This window comes from Marinobacter salarius (assembly GCF_032922745.1).
Lineage (GTDB): Bacteria > Pseudomonadota > Gammaproteobacteria > Pseudomonadales > Oleiphilaceae > Marinobacter.
The window spans coordinates 3,752,041-3,776,084 of sequence record NZ_CP136693.1 but is presented as its reverse complement, the minus strand read 5'-3'; the positions used below and the strand labels follow the sequence as shown (position 1 = coordinate 3,776,084).

The window sequence follows — 24,044 nt, the reverse complement described above, 5'->3', positions numbered from 1 at the left end:
TATCACGAAATCAGGAAAGCTTATGCTCCAGTATCCTCAAATAGACCCGGTAGCCATTGCACTGGGCCCACTAAAAATTCATTGGTACGGCCTGATGTACCTTGTCGGTTTTCTTGCGGCCTGGTGGCTGGGGCGTCGTCGGGCTCATCGGCTGGGGTTGAATGCAGACGCTGTTGAAACATTGATTTTCTACTGCGCGATGGGCGTCATTCTCGGTGGCCGCGTCGGTTATGCGCTCTTCTACGGTTTTGACAAGCTGGCAGACAACCCGCTCTGGCTGCTCAAGGTCTGGGAAGGGGGCATGAGTTTTCACGGCGGCTTGACTGGCGTCCTGATTGCAGCTCTGGTGTTTGCTCGAAAGCAGAACCTGCGATTTTTCCAACTCACGGACTTTATAGCGCCATTGGTACCAATTGGCCTGGGGGCAGGGCGCCTTGGCAATTTTATCAATCACGAGCTCCCGGGGCGGGTCAGTGATGTTCCCTGGGCCATGGTGTTCCCGAATATGGGGTCGGCGCCACGTCACCCGTCGTCACTGTATGAGTTTGCCCTGGAAGGTGTTGTGCTGTTTGTGGTGCTGTGGTGGTTCTCACGCAACCCACGTCGGATGGGCGCAACGTCCGGCCTGTTCCTGTTGCTCTACGGAATTTTCCGTTTTGCGGTCGAGTTTGTTCGCCTCCCCGACCCGCAACTGGGGTTCATCGCCCTCGGCTGGGTGACCATGGGGCAACTGCTGACCCTGCCGATGATCCTTGGCGGCCTTGCATTAATTGCCTGGTCAAGACGTCAACCGATCAATAAAACGGAGGCGGCGACAGCCAGATAAAAGCTGTCTTAGCTTGTTTGTTCGTTGACTTACGAGGAAAACTTAACATGACAGAAACTATTGGTCATTCGGGAGCCTGGGGTATAGCGGCGATCATGATCGTGCTGATCTCCTGGGTCATGTATCGTTGGCTCGCTCCCAGAACATGGCGGGAGTGGGGCAGTGCCGGGGTGGTGCAGGCGTTTATAATCGCATTGTATGCGGAGATGTACGGCTTCCCTCTCACTGTCTATTTGCTCGTGCGGTTCTTTGATCTGGACGGTAGCGACCTCAGCGCGAATCTCTGGTCCTCGCTGCTTGGTGTCGGCGAGGTGGGCATGCTTATCTCAATGTTGCTTGGTTATACTCTGGCTGTGACTGGCATCGGTATTTTTCTGCAGGGATGGCGCGAACTTCATCGTGCACACCAACAAGGGCGTCTTGCAACGGATGGGCTCTACGGTTTGGTGAGGCACCCGCAGTATACGGGCCTTTTTCTCATCCTGTTCGGGGAGGGGATTGTGCACTGGCCGACGCTGTTCTCCGTTAGTCTGTTCCCCATCATTGTCCTTGCCTACAGCTTGCTCGCACGGCATGAAGAGCGACAGGTCATTGAGCGGTTCGGTGAGGAGTACCGGACCTATCAGCAGGAAGTGCCAAGGTTTGTTCCACGAATGGGCCGGCTTGCAAAACTCGTTGGCAAGTCCCGCTCGGGGTTGGGTTGACACACAGGGTAACGCAGAGCGTTACCAGCGTTTTATGGGGCACACGCAATGACGACGGCTTTTACCGAAGTCTCCCGGGACTATGATGATCTGTGGCTTTTGACCAGGGATTACCGGGGCTGGATGCTGAAAAAGCTTCTTAATCATTTAAATATGCAGGCTGACAGCCGGTTTGCAGACCTTGGTGGTGGGACCGGTATCTTCACACATCTGCTCAGCCAGGCTGTGCCGCTGGAATCTGAAGCGATATGCGTGGACCCCTCAGGCGCCATGCTCCTGAATGCTGAACAATACAGCGGCATCCAGACCCGTTGTGCATCCGCTGAAGCGTTCATTGACAGCGGGGTGCAACTGGACCGGGTGCTGATCAAGGAGTCCATTCATCACATCCGCAATCGTGAGAGATTCTGGAAAAAAATGCGCTCATGTTTGCGACCGGATGGTCGTGTTCTGGTGGTCACCCGGCCCAGTTTGCCCGAGTTTCCCCTTTTCAGCCGGGCGATGACTGCCTTTTCAGAGAGTCAACCGGAGCTTGACATTCTTCTCGGTGAAATCGCCGCCTCCGGCCTTGGTGCGGTGACAAGCAGGGAAGAGTACCGCGTCGAAATCCCGAAGGATCGCTGGTATGCGATGCTGCGGGCGCGTTTTATGTCAAATCTGGCAGGTTTTACTTCTGATGAAATTGAGAAAGGTATTCTGGAAATCGATGATCAGCTGGACGGGGATCAGATTCGATTTATTGATCATCTGTTGTTTGTGCTCGTCGAGCGCGAGTCAGACATGCCCAGTGGACAGGCGAAGGCTTCTCCAGCGGCGAAATGAAGAAACGATGTACAGATCGTCTTTTCGGCTAGATCAGCATTTTAGTGAGCTAAGACAGCTTCGTGCCGGCATGATTAATTGCTTGACGCCTGTGGCGTGAAAGCCGTACCATCACGAGAATTCTTGAAAACTCAATTACCTGGGTCGCTCCATTTGCCACGCTTGATAACGCCTAAAGCCCTTCTTAACCTGCTGTTGCTGATCATGGCAATACAGCCGGTGCTGGCGTTCGGGCAATTCACGGCAGACACAGCAGAACCTCCTGCCCGTTTCGGCCACATGGCCATGGTGGACTGTTGGAGTGCCAGCACTGACGGGCATTCGGAACAGGATATGGCCTGTGGTGATATGGCGTCTACCGATTGTGCTATCGCCGCCAACCAGGGCAGTTGCGGTGCGATGCTATCCGCACTGGTTTCTGAGAAGGCGGTTTTGCCAGTGCAATGTTCTTCCGACCCTACCTCTCTTCGTCCCCGAGAAGTCTATCTCAGCGTTATCCTTGATACCCTTACACCTCCCCCTGATTTCTCAGTAGTCTGATCTTAGTCTTTATCTAAGTTCGCACGTTTACACCTGGGCCGATAGGCCACTCGGGCGAGCGTCTATAAGCTTCAAATAAGGAAACATCAATGCGCATTTCCCTGATGGCGATGGTGATCGCTGTCGCTTTTGGTCTGGGCTGGCTGGCCAGCCTGCAAATCATGCCGATGTCAGAATCCGCCGGTTCTGGTAATCCTGCCGGTGAATCGGCGGATGAAAAGCCCTTGTACTGGGTTGCTCCCATGGATGCCAACTACCGCCGTGACAAGCCTGGCAAGTCCCCCATGGGAATGGACCTGGTGCCGGTGTACGAAGAAAGCAGTAGCGGCCGGGACGACGGCGGGGTTCAGATCAATCCTGCAGTCAGAAACAATCTGGGGGTTAAAACCCGGGCAGTTTCCCGTGGGGCAGTGTCTGTTCCGGTCCGAACCGTGGGTTATGTCACTGACAATGAAGATCAACTGATTCAGGTGCACAGCCGCATTGCCGGATGGGTCGAGGTGTTGCATGTTCGGTCAGAAGGAGAAATCGTTGACCGTGGTGAACCACTGTATGAGATCTATTCACCGGAGTTGGTGAATGCCCAGCAGGAGTTTCTGATGTCCGAGCGCCTTGGGCGGGGCTCAGAGGCAACAGCGACCGGCGGAAAGCTGCGCGCGCTGGGCATGACGGATAGACAGATTGCCAACCTGAAAAAAACAGGAAAAATCCGAGAACGCATCACCGTATTTGCCCCTGGCTCCGGCTATGTGGCCGCATTGCCTGTTCGTGCCGGCATGTACGTGCGCCCGGATACTGAAATCATGGCCATTGGCAGTCGCGATTCGGTGTGGGTGATCGCCGAGTTTTTTGAACGTCAGGCCGGGCTGGTTGAAGCGGGTCAGGCCGTTGAATTCACCACGCCGTCCATGCCGGATACAAACTGGAATGGTGACATTGACTACGTTTACCCGGAACTGGATCCCAAAATGCGGACTCTTCGGGCCCGGGTACGCGTTCCGAACCCGGATGGCCGGTTGCGCCCCGGAATGTTCGTCAATCTCACCATGGATGCCCCCATCGGTGAGGACCTGCTCACTATCCCGCGCCCGGCGCTGATCCGGCGAAGCGACAGCCAGCATGTGCTGCTGGCTGAGGATGACGGCTATTTTCGTCCGGTGCCCGTCAAGACGGGCCGGGAAGCCGGCGACAGGGTGGTCATTCACGAAGGTCTGAAAGAAGGGCAGCAGGTGGTGGTGTCCGCCCAGTTCCTGATTGATTCAGAAACCAGCCTCGAGGCCGCCATGCTGCGCCTGGAGCCCGAGGAGCAGAACAGCGCCGGCATGGCCGGTGCAGACAGCTCTGCGCCCGAACTGTTTGAAGCCGCTGGCCGGATTACGGAGCTTGATGCTGAGAGTTCTTCAGTCACGCTCGACCATGGCCCGGTACCCGGTCTTGGCTGGCCGGCCATGACCATGACCTTTGGTATTGCCGAATCCGTCGATCTGGTGGAACTGGCCCCGGGTGAGACCGTCAATTTCGGGTTCCGGGAGACGCCGGACGGCTATCTTGTTGAACGTATTGAGCCCGCGCAAGACGCGCAGTAACCACTGGAGAAAACCATGAAACTGAAAAACCTGATGACGGCTGTTGTGTTCGGATTATCCCTGGGACCTGTTCTGGCAGCGGCCGATAACAACATGGGCTCGATGTCCGGCATGGACACCAAAGAGTCCGCTGGCCCGGTCCAGAGCCGGGGCGTAATCACCATGATCAACACCGAAAATCGCAAAGTAACGCTGAAGCATGAGCCTATTCCGGCGCTGAACTGGCCGGGCATGACCATGGGATTTCCCGTAGCCCCGGAGGTGGACCTGGATGCCCTGGATAAGGGTGACAAGGTTGTCTTCACTCTGGCACCCGCTGGCAAGGGCCAGCAGGTGACCTCTATCAGGAAACAGTAGTGATAGCCCGGGGGTGCGCCATCGGGCTGCCCCCGGCCATCACCAGACCGGACTCAGCTCATGATTAACCGCATTATCCAGTGGTCGCTTCATAACCGATTTTTTGTATTGCTCGCCACCCTCATACTGATTGGGTGGGGATTCTATTCCGTCAGGGAAACGCCCATTGACGCCATACCGGACCTGTCGGATGTACAGGTGATCGTCAAGACCCCGTATCCTGGCCAGGCGCCCCAGGTGGTGGAAGACCAGGTGACCTACCCGCTCACCACCGCCATGCTGTCGGTGCCGGGCGCCAAAACGGTTCGGGGGTATTCCTTCTTTGGCGACTCCTATGTGTATGTGATCTTCGATGACGACACCGACCTGTACTGGGCTCGTTCCCGGGTACTGGAATACCTGAGCCAGGTAGCCGGGCAATTGCCCGATGCCGCCAAACCAGAGCTGGGGCCGGATGCCACCGGCGTTGGCTGGGTATACTCCTACGCCCTGGTGGACCGCACCGGCCAGCATGACCTTTCGGAGCTTCGGGCCATTCAGGACTGGTTCCTGAAGTTTGAACTGCAAACCGTGTCCGGGGTATCCGAGGTCGCCAGTGTTGGCGGCATGGTCAAGCAGTATCAGGTGGTGGTGGACCCGGACCGGCTGCGCGCCCATAACATCACGCTGCAGCGTATTCATGCCGCCATCAACAGCGCCAACCAGGAAACCGGGGCATCCGTCGTGGAAATGGCCGAGGCGGAATACATGGTGCGGGTCACCGGTTACCTGCAGAACGAGGACGACCTGCGCCAGGTGCCGCTGGGTGTCAACGATAATGGCAAGCCCTTGTTGCTCAAGGATGTGGCGGATATCCGGCTGGGGCCACAAATGCGCCGGGGTATCGCTGAACTGAATGGAGAAGGCGAAGTGGCCGGCGGTATCGTGGTGATGCGTTTTGGCGAAAACGCTCTGGCTACCATCGAGGGTGTTAAACAACGCCTGGAGGAGATCAAGGGCAGCCTGCCGGATGGCGTTGAAATGGTGCCCACCTATGATCGTTCCACACTGATCAACAATGCGGTGGACAATCTCTACAGCAAGCTGCTGAAAGAGTTTCTGGTGGTGATCCTGATCTGCGCGGTATTCCTGTTTCACCTGCGCTCTTCCCTGGTGGTGATCGTGAGCCTGCCGGTGGGCATTCTTGCTGCGTTCGTGGTGATGCACGCTCAGGGTATCAACGCCAACATTATGTCCCTCGGCGGCATTGCCATCGCCATCGGTGCGATGGTCGACGGTGCCATTGTGATGATTGAAAATGTCCATAAACACATGGAGCGGACCCCGTTGACACCGGAAAACCGATGGGCCGTGATGTATAGGGCCGCCGGTGAAGTGGGGCCCGCGCTGTTTTTCTCGTTGATGATCATCACCGTGAGCTTTCTGCCGGTGTTCACGCTGGAGGCTCAGGAGGGCAAGCTCTTCGCACCCCTGGCGTTCACCAAAACCTATGCCATGGCTGCGGCTGCCGGGCTTGCCATTACACTGGTACCGGTGCTGATGGGCTACTTCATTCGTGGCAAGGTATTGCCGGAGCACCGCAATCCCATTAACCGGCTGCTGATCTTCCTGTACAGCCCAGCCATTGACTGGGCTTTGCGGCGGCCCGCCCTGATGCTTGCCGGTGGCCTGATTGTGCTGATCATCGGCTTCTGGCCCGCCAACAAGCTGGGCAGTGAGTTCATGCCCCCCCTGGATGAGGGGGACCTGATGTACATGCCCACCACCTATCCCGGCATCTCCATTGGCAAGGCCCGGCAGATCCTGCAACAGACCGATAAGCTGATTGCCAGTATTCCAGAGGTTAAAACTGTGTTCGGCAAAATCGGCCGCGCTGACACGGCCACCGATCCGGCCCCGCTGACCATGATTGAAACCTTTATCCAGTTTAAACCCCGGGACCAGTGGCGCCCCGGCGTAACGCCGGAATCCCTGCGCCGGGAACTGGACAGGACCGTCAGGCTTCCCGGCCTCACTAACGCCTGGGTCATGCCCATCAAAACCCGTATTGACATGCTCTCAACGGGCATCAAGACCCCGGTGGGCATCAAGGTGGCCGGTCCTGACCTGACGGTGATCCAGGGCATAGGGGAAAAGCTAGAGCGGGTGTTGACTGACATACCCGGCACAGCCTCTGCGTTTTCCGAGCGGGTGGCCGGCGGACGCTACATCAAGGTGGATATCCAGCGGGAGGCTGCCGCCCGTTTCGGATTGAATATCGCAGATATTCAATCCGTGGTACGCACTGCGATTGGCGGCATGAACGTGGCCAGTACGGTGGAGGGCCTGGAGCGCTATCCCATCAATCTGCGTTATCCCCAGGGCTACCGGGATTCGGTGGAGCAGATGCGCTTACTGCCCATAGTGACGCCCGGTGGACAGCGTATCGCGCTGGCCGACGTGGCGGATATCCGGGTCGACCGGGGGCCGCCCATGATCAAATCGGAAAATGCCCGCCTCAATGGCTGGACCCTGGTTGACATTGCAGGTCGGGATCTTGGCAGTTGGGTCAAAGAGGCTCAGTCGGTGGTGCGGGAGCAGGTGGACCTGCCTGCCGGCTACTCCCTGACCTGGTCCGGCCAGTATGAGTACATGCAGCGCGCAAAGGAACGCCTGACACTGGTGGTACCGCTGACGCTGGCGATTATCGTGATCCTGCTGTACCTGAATTTCCGCAACATGACCGAGGTGGGTATTATAATGGGCACCCTGCCGTTCGGTATGATTGGCGGCATCTGGCTGATGTACCTGCTGGGCTACAATCTGTCCGTGGCTGTTGCCGTTGGTTTTATCGCCCTGGCCGGAGTCGCCGTGGAAATCGGTGTGCTGATGCTGGTGTACCTCAACCAGTCCCTGCACAACGCCCTGGAGGCCGTCGATCATCAGCCCGGGAAACTGTCGGCGGATGCCCTGCGCCAGGCGATCAGCCACGGGGCTGCGCAGCGGGTGCGCCCGATCATGATGACCTTTGCCGCCATCGTGGCTGGCCTTGTACCCATCATGCTGGGCGGCGGCACTGGTTCGGAAGTGATGCAGCGGATCGCCGGGCCGATGATTGGCGGCATGGTTACTACTCTAGTGCTGACGCTGCTGCTGATTCCGGTGATTTTCTACCTCTGGCAGCGTGCGCGGTTGAAGAAGCTCGCCCAAAAAGGAGCGAACCAATGATTCGACGCAGTGGAATTTACGCCGTTCTGGCGGTATTCGTTTCCCTTTCTGCCCCCGCAATGGCTGAATCGCTGGAAACGGTGGACCAGTGGATTGCGGAGGCCCTGGATAGCAACGCCACCCTGAGTGCGCAGCGAGCCGCCATCGAGGCAGCAAGGGCCGAAGTGGAAGGCTCGGATGCCTGGGCGGATCCTGTCGTAAAGTACGGTATTGCACCCGAAACTCTGGAGGGCCCTAGTGTGGTCGGGCACCGGTTTGAGGTCAGTCAGAAGCTGCCCTGGCCGGACCAGTTATCCGCGTCCCGCGGAGCCGAGGAGGCGGGTGTGCGTGCCGCAACCCAGGACACCCTCTGGCAGACCAGAAAACTGACGGCCTCGGTCAAGGAGGCCTATGCCCGTTTGTGGTATTCGCACAGGGCCATTGAGTTGCATCACGAGACCCGTGCACTGGTGGAACAGCTAGCCGAGATTACCCGGCAACGACTGGAATACGGCGAGGCCACACAGAGTGAGTTGTTCAGGGTAGAGACGGAACTGGATACGCTGGACGCGCAACTGGTTGAGCTGCAGGCGGACCAGGCCAGGCTGTCTGCCAACCTGATCCCATTATTGGGGCGCCGCCCACAACCCTCCGAACTGATGCTATCCCTGCCTCCTCGTATGCCAATGGCAGCGGACAGCCTGACCGGAACCGAGCACCCGCTGGTTCAGGCCGCCGAGGCGCGGACCGCGGAGGCCCGGGCCCGACTGGACGTTGCCGAAGCCAACCGCAGACCCGTGTTTACCGCAAATGCGGGCTACAACAGCCTGTGGGCGGACGAAAGCAAGCGCTGGATGGTGGGCGTAGGGATTCAGATTCCGTTTACGGGACAGCGACAGAACAGTGCCGTTCGCAGGGCGACTGCGGAAGTATCTCAACGACAGTGGCAAACCACTCAGGCCCATCGCGATCTGCGAGCGTCAATCGGCGACGTAAAGGCAGCCATTCAGGCAGGCTACAGCCGCCTTGAAATCCTTGACGAACGCCATCTTCCGAATCAACGCGCTCACTGGGAAGCCAGCCTGAATGAATTGGCCAGCGGTACCGGTGCACTGGAAGATGCCATAGACAGTGCACGGAAGCTTACCGGCGTAAAACTCACCCGGGAAACGGTCATCCGCGACCTGTTCAGTGCCAGGGCACGATACGAAGCCTTGCAAACAACGCAGGCCACCGGCCTTTCAAACTAGAAGGGGATTCACCATGAAAGTACTACTGGCGATGCTATCGGCACAGGAAAAGTAGATCAAATGCCAAGTGCCGTACTCCCGGCGTATTTGTCGTCATTGCCGATCACTGTGATTCCTGAGGGTTTCGAGGCTATTTCGCATGGGTTCCAGATCAAAGCCCGCAGCCCCGGCTTTGCTGATCAGGTCCGGGATAGGGTAGAAAGTTGCATTGGCAAGGGCCCATAAGTGAACGGCACGCTTGCCAGTGCGACAATAGCCGAGCACCGGGTCCGGGGATGACCTCAGGGCGTTCGCAAAAGCCTCTATATCCTTGGGTCCGTACTTGCCCGGCTCAACAGGAATTTCGTACCAGGTCATGCCCAGCTGCTCCGCCTTGCTCTTGAGGGCGTCCGTGTCAGGCTGGTCTTCCGTTTCATTTCGAGGCCTGCTGGCAATAATAGTGCGAAAGCCCGCGCTTGCCAGTTCTTCGATGTCAGCAATGGCAGGTTGCGCCGTCACGCTGTAGTTCTGATCAAGCTGTTTGATATCCATTTAAATTCTCCTCTAATGTAGTTCGCCTTGGGGCGGGCCCGTGTCACGGTTGTTTTCCACAGGCCAGATTCGCAGGCACCGCCACGTCCATGAGTTTGGGGTCGGGCAAATTCAAGTCATTCATGATCTGCACGTATTCCGCTTCCGACTTGCCGGCCAGGCGTGGGTTGTAGTGCTTCTCCTCATAGATGGAAGAACTCAGCATTCCCTTGTAGTCATGGGCCGGATATACCAGCGTATCGTCAGGCAAACGGAACAGTTTGTTGACGATCGAATCGTAACTTTTGTGCGGGTCGCCGCCCTGAAAGTCAGTCCGGCCGCTGCCGCGGATCAACAACACATCGCCAGTGAATACGGCCTGCTGGTCGCCCTTTTTCCAGTAAAAGCTGAAGGACTCATCCGTATGCCCCGGGGTGTACAATGCCTCGAGCCGAATACCGTCGACATCTATCCGGTCCCCTTCGGATACCTGCTCGGATACGCAGTCGGCGTTGGTAAATTCACCCATGGTGGTGATGCAGTCGGTCTCATCACGCAGATCGCCAAGAGCCGTGAAGTGATCCGCATGCGTGTGGGTATCAATCGCCCGGACAAGCCTGAGGTCAAGTTGATTGATTATATCGAGGTAGGCTTGCGTATACTCCTTGACCGGATCAATGATAAGCGCTTCCCGGCCGCGGCCCGATGCAATGAGGTAGGTATAGGTACTGGACGTATTGTCAAAGAATTGGCGAAAAAGCATGGCATTCTGTCCTGAACAGTAAAATGTTCTAACTATAGGTTTAAAGGTAATAAATTGGCGGGCTAGCGTCAAAGCCGTTGCATGACAATTCGTACAGGCGTTTTCCAGGGCACTTTGCAGCCCTGAGGGTTTTCCACTGCCGTAGGCTGTCATTTCTGCGGTCTTGCATGCAGGCCAATATTTACAACGTCATCCAGTGATCAATATGAAGTTTGACAAATAGGTCGATACCCTCTAATTCTGCTCGAATAATGTCTGGGATTTCGGGACACTAGGTCGATGGGCATTGAACAGAGGTAAACTGCAAACTGGTAGGGAGCGTGAAAGCAACATGAACACAAAAGGCAAGATGATGTGCCCGGTCTGCGAGGTACAACTGAGTATGGCTGATCGACAGGGGGTGGAGATAGACTTCTGTCCACAGTGCCGCGGGGTCTGGCTGGACCGGGGTGAGTTGGACAAGATCATCGAGCGCACCGCCGCAGAATTAGCGCCGCCGCGCACCCCGGAACCGCAACAACGCGGCTATGACGACCGGTACGGCGGCCACGGCAGGCATGGCGGCAAACACGGTGGCCACCGCCGCAAATCCTGGTTGGCGGAAATTTTTGACTAAACTGTGTTCCACGGAACCAGCATCGGGAGAAGTCACAGATGGGCGAGGGGCATGGTGAAAAGGCCGCTGTAGGATCCGGCACGGCCGCAGCGCGTCACAGTGGTGGCCTGAAATGGGCGCTGGCAATGACCTCGACGTTTATGGTGGTCGAGGTTGTCGGCGGGCTCTGGACCGGCAGCCTGGCGCTGCTGGCTGACGCCGCACACATGTTGACCGACGTAGGCGGAATGTTGCTGGCGCTGGTGGCCATCCGCTTCGCCGCCCGCCCCGCGACTCCGGAAAAAACTTTCGGTTATGTGCGGATGGAGGTGCTCTCGGCGCTGGCCAATGCGGTTGTGTTGCTGTTCCTGACGATCTACATCCTCTACGAGGCCTGGCAGCGGTTCCTTGCACCGCCGGAAATCCTTGGCGGGCCGATGCTGGCGGTCGCGGTCGTCGGCCTTGCAGTCAACCTTGTGTCAATGAAGATGCTGCACGCCGGCTCGCGGGAAAGTCTGAATCTCAAAGGTGCGTATTTTGAAGTGCTGGCTGACATGCTTGGCTCGGTTGGAGTAATCCTTGCCGCAGCAGTGGTGTTGCTGACCGGCTGGACGTTGGCTGACCCGATCATCGGCGCAGGCATTGGGCTCTTCATTGTGCCACGCACCTGGATACTGTTGAAAGGCGCCGTCCATATACTGATGGAGGGCACTCCGCCCGAAGTTGATGTTGGCCTGCTGGAACGGCAACTTATGGATCTGCCTGGCGTGACCGCAGTGCACGATTTGCACGTCTGGACGTTGACTTCGGGCCTTGACGCGCTGAGTTGCCATCTTGTCGTCGAGGACATGGCGCGTGGTCGCCAGGCGCTCCTGGCTGCGCAACAGACGATGGAAAAAAGTTTTGGCATTACCCATTGCACGATCCAGATTGAGGACGCCGATCTGCGAATGGATGAGAGTGATGCTCACTAATAAGCGATGCGGAGCGGCGATCGACGTATGGCGTCTGGACCCCACCTGTGACTGCTCCTGTTCTTTTCCTTGACAACCTCCTGGGCAGCGGGTCTGCACATCCTGGCCCCTATTTTTGAAAGAGAATGCTTGACTCTGTAGCCGACGCCGAGGCAAGAGGCCAAGTCACCGACAGCCGCACCCTGACCCTCGACAACGTACCAAGGGCCCTGGTCAATTTTGATACCGCCTGCGGTTCCCGGAAATAAATAAAGGCTTGACCTGGAGTTGACTCCAGGTAGTAAGCTTCCTTGGCATTGTTGATATCCATCCAGATCGGGAGAGGTGCTATGAAACGCAATGTTGTCAACCAGAGTTTATCGGTGGCTGCCGTGGCCATCTTTTTAGGACTGGGCCTTGTAGCCTCCGCGCTCGCCAATCAGAACGAGGTTGACCAGCCCAAAAAAAAGGTTCATCGCGGGTTAGCGTGAAAAAGTAGGAGACGGCGGTAAAACCGGTTAGTTTTGAGTTCGCCAAAACAACAAAATTAGCCAATCCACCGCCGCCTCTATGAATGCTAATCTTCTTGATCTGTTCTGGGAAGGATTCACGATGGAATCCTACGTCCAGATTGACTCCCACTCCGTGCTCATCCGACTGCAACCTGCCGCTGATCATCTACCCTGCTGCAGTGGTTGTAACCAGCACACGCTTGCCATCCACGACACTAGTACCCGACGAGTTCGAGAGCGCAACCTGTTTCATTATCGAGTTTGGCTGGATGTGCCTGTCCGTCGAGTTCGCTGTGTATCCTGTGGTCCCAGACTTGAACAGATTCGCTGGTTACCAGGGCGACAGCGCCTGACAGCGGGCATGATCAATTGGATTGAGTCCTTGGTGCGCCTGATGCCAGTTCAGCATGTAGCAACCCTGTTGGGGTTGCACTGGCATACGGTCAAAGCCGTCGACCATCAACGTCTCAAGCGGGAAGTGACTGAGCCTGACAGGCATCGAATTCGCCGATTGATCATGGATGAGTTCGCCTTGTTCAAGGGGCACCGGTACGCCACAGTGGCGATTGATGCAGACACGCAGCAAGTGCTCTGGGTTGGAGAGGGGCGTAGCCGAGCCGCTGTGCGTCCCTTCTTTGAATGGTTAGGAGCTGAGGCGTGCACGCGGATCGAAGCTGTGGCGATGGACATGAATACCGCCATGGATCTGGAAGTTCAGCATCATTGCCCTAACGCTCGCGTGGTTTACGACCTGTTCCATGTTGTCGCCAAGTTCGGACGGGAAGTGATTGATCGGGTTCGGGTCGACCAGGCCAATCAGCTTCGACACGACAAGCCCGCTCGAAAGGTAGTGAAGCGAAGTCGCTGGCTATTGCTCAGAAATCGGACCAACCTCAAAGATGATCAAGCTCTGAAGCTCGAAGAGTTGCTGCAGGCTAACCAGCCTCTGATGACAGTGTATGTGCTGAAAGACCAGCTCAAAGAACTCTGGTACGCCCCTTCAGAGGACGAAGCCAAGCAACGCTGGCAGGACTGGTTGAATCTGGCAATGAGCAGTGGGCTGGCGCCAGTTCAGCAATTTGCCAGACGCCTCAAAGGCTATGTCGAAGGTATTATCGCCAGTGCTGTCTACCGGATGAATACCAGCGTCCTGGAAGGGATGAACAACAAGGTTAAGGTCATCAAACGGATGGCCTATGGCTACCGGGACAACGACTACTTCTTCCTTAAGATAAAAGCAGCGTTTCCCGGTAAAGTGCGATGAACCAAAAAAAAGCCTCAGGCGGATTCGGATGAAGCCATCATCCAGACGCTTTTAAGCGCCGGCCCCGAATCGGTTACCAAACATGCCACCGTGCTTTCCCGGGCGGGCAAGGTTCTACAACAGGGCAGCGGCGAGTGGGTGTGCCGCTTCGCAGGCCTGACCGGTGACACACCAACCTGTCTGGATTCGCAGTCCCGTGCCTATTTCAAAGCCCGCTTCCAGGGTAAAACACCACAGGTCGAGCGCATTGGCCTCACCTACATGCTGCATGGCATGACGACAGACACCGGCATGCAGATGCCCCCGCACGTCATGGTGATCGTTCCCGACCCGACCGATCTGAAACAATTCCCCACCACGCCGCAAAGTGGAGCGCCCTGGGTCATGAAGGCGAATACCCCGTACGCACATCTGATCATACCGGTCGGCGGGCAGTCGATGGGCGCAATCACCCAGCCATCGGGCCAATGACTTTGGTATGAACGATAACGCGGCACAGACAGTCGCGGCTGCGGGTGGCGCTGAAGATATCCGCGCTGGCGATCGTCGCCTTTGATATCGGTATGGGCGTCACGATGCTGGTCGTGGCTTTTGTGCTGGGCTATCAGCCCACCACCATCGCGTTCTGGTTCGTCATGTGGGGTGGGTTACTGCTGGGTTTCATGACCGCCTACCCGATGGTGCGTTGGCTGCTCGGGCGAGGTGTCACGACGCCGGTGTGGCCAGTTCCGCCTGCACTTTCGGGGTTCTGAGCATCACACAGCCGCTGTTCAAAAAGGGCGCCTCCGCAGAGGCCTCGTTCGCCTTCAGCTTCGCTTCGACCAACCTGGTTATCAAGCTGGGCCTTCTGGTCTATGGCAAATTGGGCTGGCCGTTGTTGGTAGCCGAGCGGCTAGGTGGCTCCCTACTGGTCAGCATCCTCATGGAGCTCGTGTTCAGAAAACTTGGCTGGATTCCACCACGCCTAAGCGTTCAAGAGCTTCCTGGAAGTAAAATTTGATATCACGCTGGTAATGACTGTGTTCGTACTGCTTGGTACCTTTATTCTTCAGATGCTGAGGTATCCAACGTCGAACCGCTAGTTGGGCTGGGTTTTACCCTCGTAGTGAGAGTGACACTCAAGAATGCATTTGAAGCAGTATGGTCATTCAAGCATCCTCAACATTGAAGCGCTGCGGGGGAGCATCCTGATAGTGGTACACTTCTGTTTACTCAACGAATGTCAAGTCCGGATTTGAACGATGATAAAAATTGGCCAGGTCGTGCAGGCGTTGGCCATAAGCGCCGATACCCTGCGTTACTATGAAAAAATCGGGCTGATGCCCGGGGTTCACCGCAATAATGGTGGTGCGCGCTTATACAGCGACAAGGATCTTTCCCGTTTGCGATTTATTAAGCGGGCACAAAAGATGGGTTTCAGCCTGGATGAGATCGCTGGCCTTCTCAGCTTTCGGGACAATTCCAAAAATGCGAGACCCAATGTACAGAAATTGGCTCGTCTTAAGTTGGCCGAGATTGAACATCACCTGTCCGAGCTGGAAGCATTGCGAGATGAGTTGCGTTTGCTGACCAACCTTTGTGGAGCAAGTACTGATGGTTGCCCAATACTCGAATCGTTTGAACGGGCATATGGCTCCTGATACGTAAGCGCTCCTCCTGCCATCCTCACCCAGCACGATCACGCTCTTGCGGTTAATCCTGTGACGATTCCCAGCAGCGGATCTGATCGATTCCTCGGTATCGGTCGCAGGGCGAACCGGTCTGAACGCAGAGAGTGTTCTGTGCCGCCTGGTATTAAGGCAGCCATTGGGTTTCAGCTATGAACAACTGGCCTTTCACTTGTCGGATTCAGTGACCTATAGAACCTTTAGGGGGTCACCATGAAACGATTGCTGGCAATGCTATTCACTGATCCTGTTGCCCGGAGTTGGGCTAGCGGCCCCTGAGGCCAGGTTCTGGGCGACATGGCAGTCCTTCACATTACCCCGATGTCATCCGCATAGCGCTTGCTTTTGAAACCGAACTGTTTTTAAATACGAATGTAAACGATTACCATTTAAATCGTATTGCTTGCGGAGCTTATGTGCTTACAGTTAACCAGACACGCCAGAAGGTCGCCCAGGGCCGCTCGGCGTATGGACTACTTAACGCGGTGCCAACACCATGGATGGTAGAGATGATCGGCCATGCCGGCTATGACTTTGTCATACTGGACACCGAGCATATGTCCACGAACCCGGAGTCCCTCGAACACATGATTCGTGCCGCCGAGTGTGCCTCCGTCACACCTCTGGTGCGAGTGCCTGGGGTTGATCGTGCTGCGATTGCCCGAGCTCTGGACAGTGGTGCACAGGGGATCGTTGTTCCCCGTATCCGCAATGCCGAAGAGGCGCGCGACGTTGTTCAGATGGCGCGGTACGCGCCTGCGGGGCAACGTGGTATTACCGGCGGCCGGACAACAGGTTTCGGAACCCTCCCGCTGAAAGACTACCTCAGGCAGGCCAACCAGGAAGTCCTCATTGTGCTCATGATTGAGGATCAGGAAGGCATCGACAACCGCGAAGCCATCCTGGGTGTTCCCGGTGTTGACTGGGTGCTTCCGGGAGCGGTCGATCTGTCGCAATCACTGGGCTGCCCGGGTGACCCGTTCCATTCGTCTGTCAATCACGCCATCGCGGAACTGGCCGAGAGTTGCCGCGGGCGTCCAGTGGAATTTTGCGCTTTGCCCCGAAGTCCTGACCAATTGACGGAATGGCAGGAGTGGGGAGCAAGAGCCTTTCTCCTGGGAGAAGACCGCAGTTTGCTCTTTAAATACCTCAAGTCCCACCTTGCGACCTGCCGTGCCGAGTCGAGCCCGCCGTCTCCCTGAGGCAACCATTCTTCTTCAAGCCTGACAAGAGTTTTCTATGCGCGATACCGTACTTTTTCTTGCTCATGTTCCAACGGAAGCCTTGAATCGGGGATTCCTGCCTGCTGCCCAGTCGATGGGGCTGAAAGTGATCCTGCTGACAGACCAGGCGGCGACTCATCACCACTATTTCAGTCAACCGGACCTTCCCGCCTATCCGGAACAGATTCTCCAGTGTGATGTATTTAATCCCCTGTCTGTTCTCGATCTTCTCTCAGAACTCCCGGCCCCCGTGGGCGTGTTTTCCAACAGCGATCACCTGCAGACGGTGACCGCCCTGGCCGCAGCCTACCTGAATCTGCCGGGCAAAGACTGGCAAACCTGTTACCGGGCAAAAAACAAGGCAGCCATGCGCCAGTACCTGAAAGCGCTCGATGATGGCGCATGCTGGTTCAGGGCTGTGAATGATCAGACATCCCTGGGGAAGGTGATCAACGACGTTCCATTCCCGTGTATTGCCAAGCCCCGGGAGGGGGTTGCCAGCCTCAACGTCAGGCGCCTGGACAATGCTGCGCAACTGCAATCATTCTGTGATCAGTTCTGGCAGGAACAACCCGGGCAACCCCTGCTGCTGGAAGAGTTTCTGTCAGGCCCTGTTCACACTCTGGAAACCATTGGGGACGGAAACAGCCTGATTGCGCTCGGAGGATTTGAAGTGCAGCTTTCCGAGCCTCCCCATTTTGTCGAACTTGAAGCGGCGTGGGTGCCTTACCAGCCTGAAAGGCCTCACCTTCAGGAGATGTTCAGGCAGGTACGGCGCTTCGGTGTGGGCCTTGGCTCCTGCCATTCCGAATTTGTGATAACCGACAATGGGCCAAGACTTATCGAGATCAATTACCGAACGGTGGGGGATGGCCGCGAATTCCTGCTTGACCGTATGACGAATCATGGACTGTTCCATGCCATCCTTCAGGCCCATGTTGGCAACCCTCTTGAATTATCCCCGCCCACGCAGGCGGCGCAGATACGTTATCTCAGTGCTTCTACCAGCGGGCGGGTTCGCCGTTCAGCTCCTGAGCGCAGGGAGCCGTGCGGTGACGGCATTGCCGAGTTTGAGCCGTTGAGGGAAGTGGGTGATGACGTCCGCTTGACCCACTCAAACAAGGACTACCTGGGTGTGTTGCGGTTGTTTTCGAGCGATCCCTCCCGGGTGAAGGATACCTTGGCTGAATGGGCCACCGACCTTGAAGCAGAGTGGGAGATAGGCTGATGATCAGGAACACCGCTCTGTCTTCAACAGACCCCGGGCAGTATCTGACCCAGAGGCTGGTCGATGCCCTGATCCGCGAAGACGTGGCCGGCTGCCAGAGCGATTCTCAGGCAGTTGGGGTAGACAGCGTGCCCGGCTCCCCGGGAACGCCGGCGACCTGGTTACGGTGGACGCTGGCGCAAGGCATCCTGTGGTTGCCGGTCAATCCCGCAACCTTCATGCAGCGTTGGCAGTGGAGTGGCGACCCGCTCATCTGGCAGTCCGCAGACCAGGCCGGAAGCGTGTCAGAAGTGAATCACTACGAACAGGTTTTGGCGTGCCTCACCGCGGACGAACACGATGACTCTGGGGAGCAGTTGGAGGTCTATGCCGATGAGTGCAGAACGGCGGAGTCTCACGCCTCCTTCTGCCACGAGGAGCAGTCCAGGTGGTTTGACGAAATCCGCCATCAGGGGCAAAGCTGGAAGGATTTTCCCCGGCTATCCGAACGCTTGCTCCACTTCGATCGCCTCGCGGCTTTTCTCGATCATCCGTTTTACCCCAGTGCCCGCGCCAAGAGTGGTTTTGATAAGGCGGCACTGGCGGCGTACGCGCCTGAATTTGCCCCGCGTTTCCGGTTACGGTGGCTTGCCGTCCCCTGCCCGGAAGTCACTGCGGTGGGCGAGCTCCCGGGTTGCTGGCCGGATTTCAGCGAGGTAGGACTGGATAACCGGCTTGCTGACAGCCACTACTTGTTGCCGGTGCACCCTCATCTCTGGGACACCGCGCTGAGTGACTATCTGTCGAACACAGACATCGGTGCCAGCGTCATCCGGGCGCCAACGCCTGCGCTTTGGGTTCAGCCAACATTGTCGGTACGAACCCTCCAGCTTGAGGCAGCGCCGGAGGTCCACGTGAAAGTCCCTTTGACCATTCGCACACTGGGCAACCGGAACATTCGAACGGTCAAACCGAGCACACTTTATGATGGTCATACGGTTCAGCAAATCCTGCACGAGATAGCCGGCAAGGACCCGGTCCTTAAAGGGACCTTTTCTGTAACCGACGAATCCTCAGGCCTGCACGTTGGCGATCTGCCCTGGCTGGGCTGTATTGTGCGCCGGTTTTGCGGGTTTTCCGACCAGCAGCAGATTGTGCCCGTAGCCTCCCTGTTAGCCGACAGCCCGGACGGTCGCTGCGTTGCCCAGATGATGGCGGACGAGTTCAATAGTGGCGACCTGACGGAGTGGGTGCGTCAGTACGTTGCCTTAACGCTAACGGTGCACCTGCGACTGTGGCTTGTCTACGGCATTGCACTGGAATCCAACCAGCAGAACTCCATGGTGCTGCTCACGCCGGGTCGGCCACCGCAGCTGCTTTTCAAGGACAACGACGCCCCCAGGCTGTGGCCAGACAGGCTATGCGGCCAGATGCCGTCCATGGAGTCAAAAGTCGCGCAACTCCGGGATCAACGGATCCTGGTCAATAATGAAATACCCCTGGCTCAGATGTTTACCACCATAACCCTGCAACTGAACCTGGCGGTTATCCTTGAGGGTCTGGCCGCACGGGGGCTCGGATCAAGGGGCCACTGGTATAAGGTGCTTCGTGAGGAGGTGATCAGCGTCCTCGATCAGCTTGACGAAGAGGGCGTCAATACTCAGCCAGCGCGCAAGGTGCTGCTGGAGGATCGCCAGCTTTATACCAAGTATCTTCTCAGGGCAGGCAGCCTGGAAAGCAAGTCCCGCACCGGCGCCGCTGACATCAATAAATTCTATGGCAAGCTGGCTCCAAACTTTCTCGGGCAGGAGTCATGAGCCAGTCTGTTCTGCCGGTGATCCTGCTCAGCCACTTTACCGCGGCCTTGGTGGCGCTGGGGATGCCACCATTTTTTGGGCTGATCCTGACCGACACATTTGCGGTTGAACACACCGTTTGGGTGGGCTGGTTCTATATTATCCCGACGGTTTGCACGGCGTTGGCGGCGCCGTTCTGGGGAAGAATAGCGGACCGTTTCGGCCGCCGCTGGTCGCTGCTGCGGGCCCAGATTGGTCTGGCCGTGGCCTTCGTAATCGCCGGATTGGCGCCGGGCGTGGTCACCTTTGCCATGGCACTGATGGTTCAGGGCTTTCTGGGTGGAACCTTTGCCGCATCGAGCGCATACCTTTCCACCGTTGCTCGCGGTCAAAACCTGACCCAGTCACTGAACTGGATGCAGGGCTCGGCCAGGTCGGCCATGATACTGGCGCCCATCCTTTTCGGTTTCTTCATGACCTGGGTCCCAGCCCAGCGTCTGTACCTCTATATGGCCATCCTGCCTCTTCTGTCGGCACTACTGGTATGGAAACTCGCTCCCCCGGACCCGGTTTCGGGTGGGCCTCGTGACCAGAAACATTCCCGTGAAAGGGTTTCGGCATCCGCCAGTTGGCTGCGGTTGAGATTGCTTTACTTCGGTTTCAATTTCGCGCTGGTGGCCAGTTTTCCCTACTTCATTCCCTGGACCCAGGAACGAACGGGTAGTACCGCCGCTATGGCCGGAGTTCTCTACAGCCTCCCTCATGCCATCTACCTGATTATTCTGGTCAGCCCGCTGCGACGAAGCGTGTTTTTCGGTAACCCGTGGACCTTGCCCGCGGGCCTGACACTGTTCGCACTGTCCTACGTTATTCAGGCGACGGCCGGAACAACGGCCGCCATTCTCGCCGGACGATTGGTCATGGGGCTGGGCATGACGACCTGTCTTTTTGCCCTCAACGCCGAAACCGCACGTCTTACACGAACGGAAAACGCGGGCCAAAGCTTTGGCGCCCTTGACAGCGCTGGTAAATGGGCCGGTGTCGCGGCCGGTGTACTCGCGGGTGTCGCCGCGGGTATGAGCAGCCAGACTGCGCCACTCTGGCTGGGCGCTGCGGTGACCCTTCTTACCATCACCCTGAGCTCCTACCGGGCCAACATCCCCGCCATCGACCATCATGAACGCTTGAAGGAGGAATAGAGTCATGTCATTGACAGCTTCACATCATTATTTCAGGGATCAGCACTGCGACTATCAGGCGGACCAGGCCAGCATGGAGGCCCTGCTGAATTGTTATTGCCGGGATATTGCCGAGCCCTCCGGGGAGCTGTCTGTTCAGGGCGGCGAAAGGAGCCGGTCCTGGCCACAGGGGCTTCGGGTTCGCCTGGCGCTGGAGCCTGTCAGTGTACTGCACATCGGCTTCCCTGATTCCGAAGATTCCCTGCTGGTTCTGGTTGCAGGAGGCTCACGAACGTGCAACTACCGCTACCTGTCTGCGCCATACTACAAGTCTGCGCTCAGGGGATGGCGGGTGCTGGGGCTCGAGGAACTGGGCCGGATACTGCTTCATAAAATGTCGCAGCGTTTCGAAGAGCCTTTCAACAGCGAGCTCTACCGGCAGATTCTTCTCAGCCGGAACGTCATGCGGAGCATTCTCGAATACACCCGCGTTCCCGCCGATTGGGGGCAGGGGCTGGACGCCTTCCGCTGGTCTGAGCAATCCCTGAGTTTCGGGCACCGTTACCACCCGGCACCAAAATCCAGGGAAGGGTTCGACCCGGAGGATATCCTGCAATATTCCCCGGAAATGGGCGCGGGGTTTGCCCTCTATTACTTCGCGGTTCATCCGGGCGATCTTCGCACCCGCGGTGACATTGCCGGGCCGGCCTTCGGGTCAGACGCGAGCGTAGGGCTCGACCTGCCCGACGGATGGGTCACGATTCCTGTGCACCCCTGGCAGGCACGCTACCTCATGCGCCTGCCCATCGTCTGCAGCGCTATCCGCTCAGGGCGGATCTTACCACTGGGGCAGGCCGGCCCACGGTTCTACCCAACAGCGTCGGTTCGAACGCTTTACCAACCGGGCAACCCCTATTTCCTGAAATTCTCAACCCATGTCCGGCTGACCAACTGCATTCGGAAAAATGCCGTCTATGAACTGGAAAGCGCCGTTGCCCTCTCTGCAGCCCTCAAGGCTCACCTTGCGCCTTCACTGGCGCGGTGGCGCGGATTCCGTCTACTGTACGAGCCAGCCTACCAGACCCTTGATTTTGCCGATCACCCCGAGCCTGACCGCCGGAGCATCGCGGAGGGTTTTGGCGTTATTATGCGGGACAACCTCGAACAGTATCTGGACGCAGGCGTAACACCCGTGCTGGCCGCCGCGCTGTTCAGCGACGACCGCTTCGGTCGCTGCCCGGCCACGGAGGCCGCCGGAACACTGGCTGCCGCCACCGGCGTCAACGAACAGGACGCCAGAATACGATGGTTTGAACAGTATCTCGCCTTACTCATCCCTCCGCTCTTTGAGTCGCTGTTCCATCATGGTGTGGTTTTTGAACCACACCTTCAGAACGTGGTGGTTGGTATTCGGGAGGGATACCCCGTTCAGGTCTTTGTTCGTGACCTGGAGGGAACAAAACTGGTACCGGGCCGCTGGTCAGGAGGGCTGCCTGATACCCTTGATGAACAAACGCTGGCGTCTGTTCATTACAGCCAGGACAAGGCCTGGAAGCGGATCGCGTACTGTCTGTTGGTGAACCACCTGTTCCAGGCCGTGGCCTGCCTCTCCCGGGGGGAGAACCACATCGAACTCCGGTTGTGGAACGCGCTTGCCAGTGAAGTGCGCAACTGGCTCGCAGGCACCGACGATCCCTGGGCGGCCGATGTTCTGGGCAGGCTGTTGGCCGGCGAGCCCATTCCGAACAAAAGCAACCTGATGACCCGCCTTTTCAAGCGTCCGGATCGTGAGTCGCAGTACACCTGGGTACCAAACCCGCTGGCGATGCCTCTGCCCCGAGCCGTGGACAGCAGGGGAGGGCAGTGCAATGCCTGAAGTACCTGTTTCCGTTCAGCGAGCCATCAAGGAACTGAAAGGCCAGGACAGTGACCCGCTGTGCGCCTACGTGTATGACCTGCCTGAGCTCCGCCACCGAGCGCAGGGCATAGTCGAGTGTTTACCGCCCGGTTGTGAGATGTTCTATGCCGCGAAAGCGAATCCTGCCTTACCGGTGCTCGGCGCTTTGGCGCCCTTTGTACATGGCTTCGAAGTGGCATCTGGCGGTGAGCTGGACTGGGTGCGCCGACATTTTCCAGACACGCCTGTGATTTTTGGTGGTCCCGGCAAACTGGCATCCGATATGGAAAAGGCCATCGATCAGAACGTTGAACTGATCCATGTGGAAAGCCTGCTGGAACTGCAGCGTCTGTGCGACATTGCCGGCCGCAGGCAGGCTCACCAGGACATTCTTCTGAGGATCAATCTCGAACTGGCAGACACACCCTCTACACGTCTTACCATGGGCGGTGTGCCTACTCCATTTGGCATGGAAGAAGCCTGTATACCAGACGCACTTGCGTTGCTCGGGCGGCAGGACAGAGTCAGGCTGCGCGGCTTTCACTTTCATCTGATGTCGCATCAACTGGATGAAAAACGCCACCTCGGGTTAATAACACACTATCTGGAAACCGTCCGTGCGTGGGAAGCCAGGTACGGCCTGACCATTACCGAGATAAATGTCGGGGGCGGAATCGGGATAAATTACACCCGGCCCGACCAGCAGTTTGACTGGTCGGGGTTTTGTTCCGGCCTTGATGAATTGCTTCAGGCTTACTCGGATCGTGCCTGGAAAATCCGGTTCGAGTGTGGTCGTTTCATAACCGCTCCCTGTGGTTTTTATGTTGGCGAAGTTCTGGACGTTAAGCGATGCGGCGAGGAATGGTTTGCCATCTGCAGGGGCGGCACCCACCACTTCCGGACTCCGGCGGCCCAGGCCCACGATCATCCGTTTGACATTTTGCCCACCCACGACAGGGAGGCTGCAGCCCCAGTCGTTGCCAATCATTCCGTTACCCTGGTCGGCCAGCTTTGTACTCCCAAGGATGTGTTCGCCCGCCGGGTTGATGTCGAGTCGCTCGGGGTTGGCGATCTGGTGGTATTCCGTTACGCCGGTGCCTACGCCTGGAATATTTCCCATCAGGCGTTTCTGATGCATCCCCACCCAAAAGAACATTTCATCGAGTAGTCCGGGAAGCAGATTTTGAGGAAGGAATATTCTAATTTAA

Annotated in this window: 25 protein-coding genes and 1 pseudogene; 24 read left to right on the top strand and 2 right to left on the bottom strand. The window is 57.3% G+C overall.

The genetic code is table 11. The features are described from left to right. Nucleotides 1-22: 22 nt before the first annotated feature. The 8 genes from lgt (at nt 23) to R1T46_RS17530 (ending at nt 9,271) form a co-directional block, all read left to right on the top strand. Nucleotides 23-826, top strand: a complete 804-nt coding sequence (lgt, locus tag R1T46_RS17565) for a prolipoprotein diacylglyceryl transferase (protein WP_075194548.1) — start codon at nt 23-25, stop codon at nt 824-826. Nucleotides 827-843: 17 nt separating this feature from the next. Next, the gene (locus R1T46_RS17560; RefSeq protein WP_227664202.1) at nt 844-1,530 is read left to right on the top strand and encodes a methyltransferase family protein; all 687 of its coding nucleotides are present in this window, start codon (nt 844-846) and stop codon (nt 1,528-1,530) included. Nucleotides 1,531-1,578: 48 nt separating this feature from the next. Beyond that, complete coding sequence (locus R1T46_RS17555; RefSeq protein ID WP_278367928.1) at nt 1,579-2,352, top strand: class I SAM-dependent methyltransferase; 774 nt, start codon at nt 1,579-1,581, stop codon at nt 2,350-2,352. A gap of 153 nt (nt 2,353-2,505) precedes the next feature. Further along, complete coding sequence (locus tag R1T46_RS17550; RefSeq protein WP_143071139.1) at nt 2,506-2,892, top strand: hypothetical protein; 387 nt, start codon at nt 2,506-2,508, stop codon at nt 2,890-2,892. Nucleotides 2,893-2,981: 89 nt separating this feature from the next. After that, nucleotides 2,982-4,478 carry an efflux RND transporter periplasmic adaptor subunit gene (locus R1T46_RS17545; protein WP_041334556.1) on the top strand — a complete coding sequence of 499 codons (1,497 nt, stop codon included), beginning with the start codon at nt 2,982-2,984 and terminating at the stop codon, nt 4,476-4,478. 15 nt (nt 4,479-4,493) lie between these two features. Then, nucleotides 4,494-4,835, top strand: a complete 342-nt coding sequence (locus R1T46_RS17540; protein WP_052479501.1) for a copper-binding protein — start codon at nt 4,494-4,496, stop codon at nt 4,833-4,835. A 60-nt stretch (nt 4,836-4,895) separates the two neighbouring features. Next, nucleotides 4,896-8,042, top strand: coding sequence for an efflux RND transporter permease subunit (locus R1T46_RS17535; protein ID WP_041334559.1), 3,147 nt, complete (start codon nt 4,896-4,898; stop codon nt 8,040-8,042). Then, a complete protein-coding gene (locus tag R1T46_RS17530) occupies nt 8,039-9,271 on the top strand; it encodes a TolC family protein (protein WP_286811665.1) in 1,233 nt (410 codons plus the stop codon). The genes R1T46_RS17535 and R1T46_RS17530 overlap by 4 nt, the downstream gene beginning before the upstream one ends. A 93-nt stretch (nt 9,272-9,364) precedes the next feature. Here R1T46_RS17530 and R1T46_RS17525 read toward each other — a convergent pair whose 3' ends face one another. Both R1T46_RS17525 and R1T46_RS17520 read right to left on the bottom strand, forming a co-directional pair. Next, nucleotides 9,365-9,802: a TIGR01244 family sulfur transferase gene (locus R1T46_RS17525; RefSeq protein ID WP_286811664.1), complete on the bottom strand. Its 438-nt coding sequence runs from the start codon at nt 9,800-9,802 to the stop codon at nt 9,365-9,367. Between the two features lie 43 nt (nt 9,803-9,845). Continuing rightward, nucleotides 9,846-10,544 (bottom strand): MBL fold metallo-hydrolase, encoded by a 699-nt coding sequence (locus R1T46_RS17520; protein ID WP_041334566.1) that lies wholly within the window; start codon nt 10,542-10,544, stop codon nt 9,846-9,848. Between the two features lie 331 nt (nt 10,545-10,875). Between R1T46_RS17520 and R1T46_RS17515 the strand changes: the two genes are divergently transcribed. The 16 genes and pseudogenes from R1T46_RS17515 to R1T46_RS17440 all read left to right on the top strand — a co-directional run bounded on the left by R1T46_RS17515 (nt 10,876) and on the right by R1T46_RS17440 (nt 24,004). Further along, nucleotides 10,876-11,160 (top strand): zf-TFIIB domain-containing protein, encoded by a 285-nt coding sequence (locus tag R1T46_RS17515; protein ID WP_041334569.1) that lies wholly within the window; start codon nt 10,876-10,878, stop codon nt 11,158-11,160. 38 nt (nt 11,161-11,198) lie between these two features. Then, the gene (locus R1T46_RS17510; RefSeq protein WP_041334572.1) at nt 11,199-12,113 is read left to right on the top strand and encodes a cation diffusion facilitator family transporter; all 915 of its coding nucleotides are present in this window, start codon (nt 11,199-11,201) and stop codon (nt 12,111-12,113) included. A 125-nt stretch (nt 12,114-12,238) separates the two neighbouring features. Further along, the gene (locus R1T46_RS17505; RefSeq protein WP_265091860.1) at nt 12,239-12,361 is read left to right on the top strand and encodes a hypothetical protein; all 123 of its coding nucleotides are present in this window, start codon (nt 12,239-12,241) and stop codon (nt 12,359-12,361) included. Nucleotides 12,362-12,442: 81 nt separating this feature from the next. Then, the gene (locus R1T46_RS17500) at nt 12,443-12,583 is read left to right on the top strand and encodes a hypothetical protein (RefSeq protein ID WP_286931000.1); all 141 of its coding nucleotides are present in this window, start codon (nt 12,443-12,445) and stop codon (nt 12,581-12,583) included. Nucleotides 12,584-12,662: 79 nt separating this feature from the next. Beyond that, nucleotides 12,663-13,868, top strand: coding sequence for an ISL3 family transposase (locus R1T46_RS17495; protein WP_317306355.1), 1,206 nt, complete (start codon nt 12,663-12,665; stop codon nt 13,866-13,868). A 90-nt stretch (nt 13,869-13,958) separates the two neighbouring features. Further along, nucleotides 13,959-14,339, top strand: coding sequence for a hypothetical protein (locus tag R1T46_RS17490; RefSeq protein WP_041334575.1), 381 nt, complete (start codon nt 13,959-13,961; stop codon nt 14,337-14,339). A gap of 14 nt (nt 14,340-14,353) precedes the next feature. Beyond that, a complete protein-coding gene (locus R1T46_RS17485) occupies nt 14,354-14,620 on the top strand; it encodes a DUF4396 domain-containing protein (protein ID WP_317308328.1) in 267 nt (88 codons plus the stop codon). Then, the gene (locus R1T46_RS17480; protein ID WP_286810029.1) at nt 14,587-14,868 is read left to right on the top strand and encodes a permease; all 282 of its coding nucleotides are present in this window, start codon (nt 14,587-14,589) and stop codon (nt 14,866-14,868) included. Before R1T46_RS17485 ends, R1T46_RS17480 begins: the two co-directional genes overlap by 34 nt. A gap of 241 nt (nt 14,869-15,109) precedes the next feature. Next, on the top strand, nt 15,110-15,508 hold the full coding sequence (locus R1T46_RS17475; RefSeq protein WP_286810028.1) for a heavy metal-responsive transcriptional regulator: 399 nt from the start codon (nt 15,110-15,112) through the stop codon (nt 15,506-15,508). Nucleotides 15,509-15,581: 73 nt separating this feature from the next. Further along, nucleotides 15,582-15,749: pseudogene (locus R1T46_RS17470) on the top strand (ISNCY family transposase); the annotation flags it as partial. A 202-nt stretch (nt 15,750-15,951) separates the two neighbouring features. After that, nucleotides 15,952-16,737: an HpcH/HpaI aldolase family protein gene (locus tag R1T46_RS17465; RefSeq protein ID WP_075194559.1), complete on the top strand. Its 786-nt coding sequence runs from the start codon at nt 15,952-15,954 to the stop codon at nt 16,735-16,737. A gap of 37 nt (nt 16,738-16,774) precedes the next feature. Beyond that, nucleotides 16,775-17,986 (top strand): ATP-grasp domain-containing protein, encoded by a 1,212-nt coding sequence (locus R1T46_RS17460; protein WP_317306354.1) that lies wholly within the window; start codon nt 16,775-16,777, stop codon nt 17,984-17,986. Then, the gene (locus R1T46_RS17455) at nt 17,986-19,782 is read left to right on the top strand and encodes an IucA/IucC family protein (protein WP_286810026.1); all 1,797 of its coding nucleotides are present in this window, start codon (nt 17,986-17,988) and stop codon (nt 19,780-19,782) included. The genes R1T46_RS17460 and R1T46_RS17455 overlap by 1 nt, the downstream gene beginning before the upstream one ends. Beyond that, entirely contained in the window at nt 19,779-20,960 is a 1,182-nt protein-coding gene (locus R1T46_RS17450) for an MFS transporter (protein WP_286847941.1), read from the top strand. The genes R1T46_RS17455 and R1T46_RS17450 overlap by 4 nt, the downstream gene beginning before the upstream one ends. Before the next feature lie 4 nt (nt 20,961-20,964). Next, nucleotides 20,965-22,815 carry an IucA/IucC family protein gene (locus tag R1T46_RS17445; protein ID WP_286847942.1) on the top strand — a complete coding sequence of 617 codons (1,851 nt, stop codon included), beginning with the start codon at nt 20,965-20,967 and terminating at the stop codon, nt 22,813-22,815. Then, the gene (locus tag R1T46_RS17440; protein ID WP_286810023.1) at nt 22,808-24,004 is read left to right on the top strand and encodes a type III PLP-dependent enzyme; all 1,197 of its coding nucleotides are present in this window, start codon (nt 22,808-22,810) and stop codon (nt 24,002-24,004) included. Before R1T46_RS17445 ends, R1T46_RS17440 begins: the two co-directional genes overlap by 8 nt. The last annotated feature ends 40 nt before the right edge of the window (nt 24,005-24,044 follow it).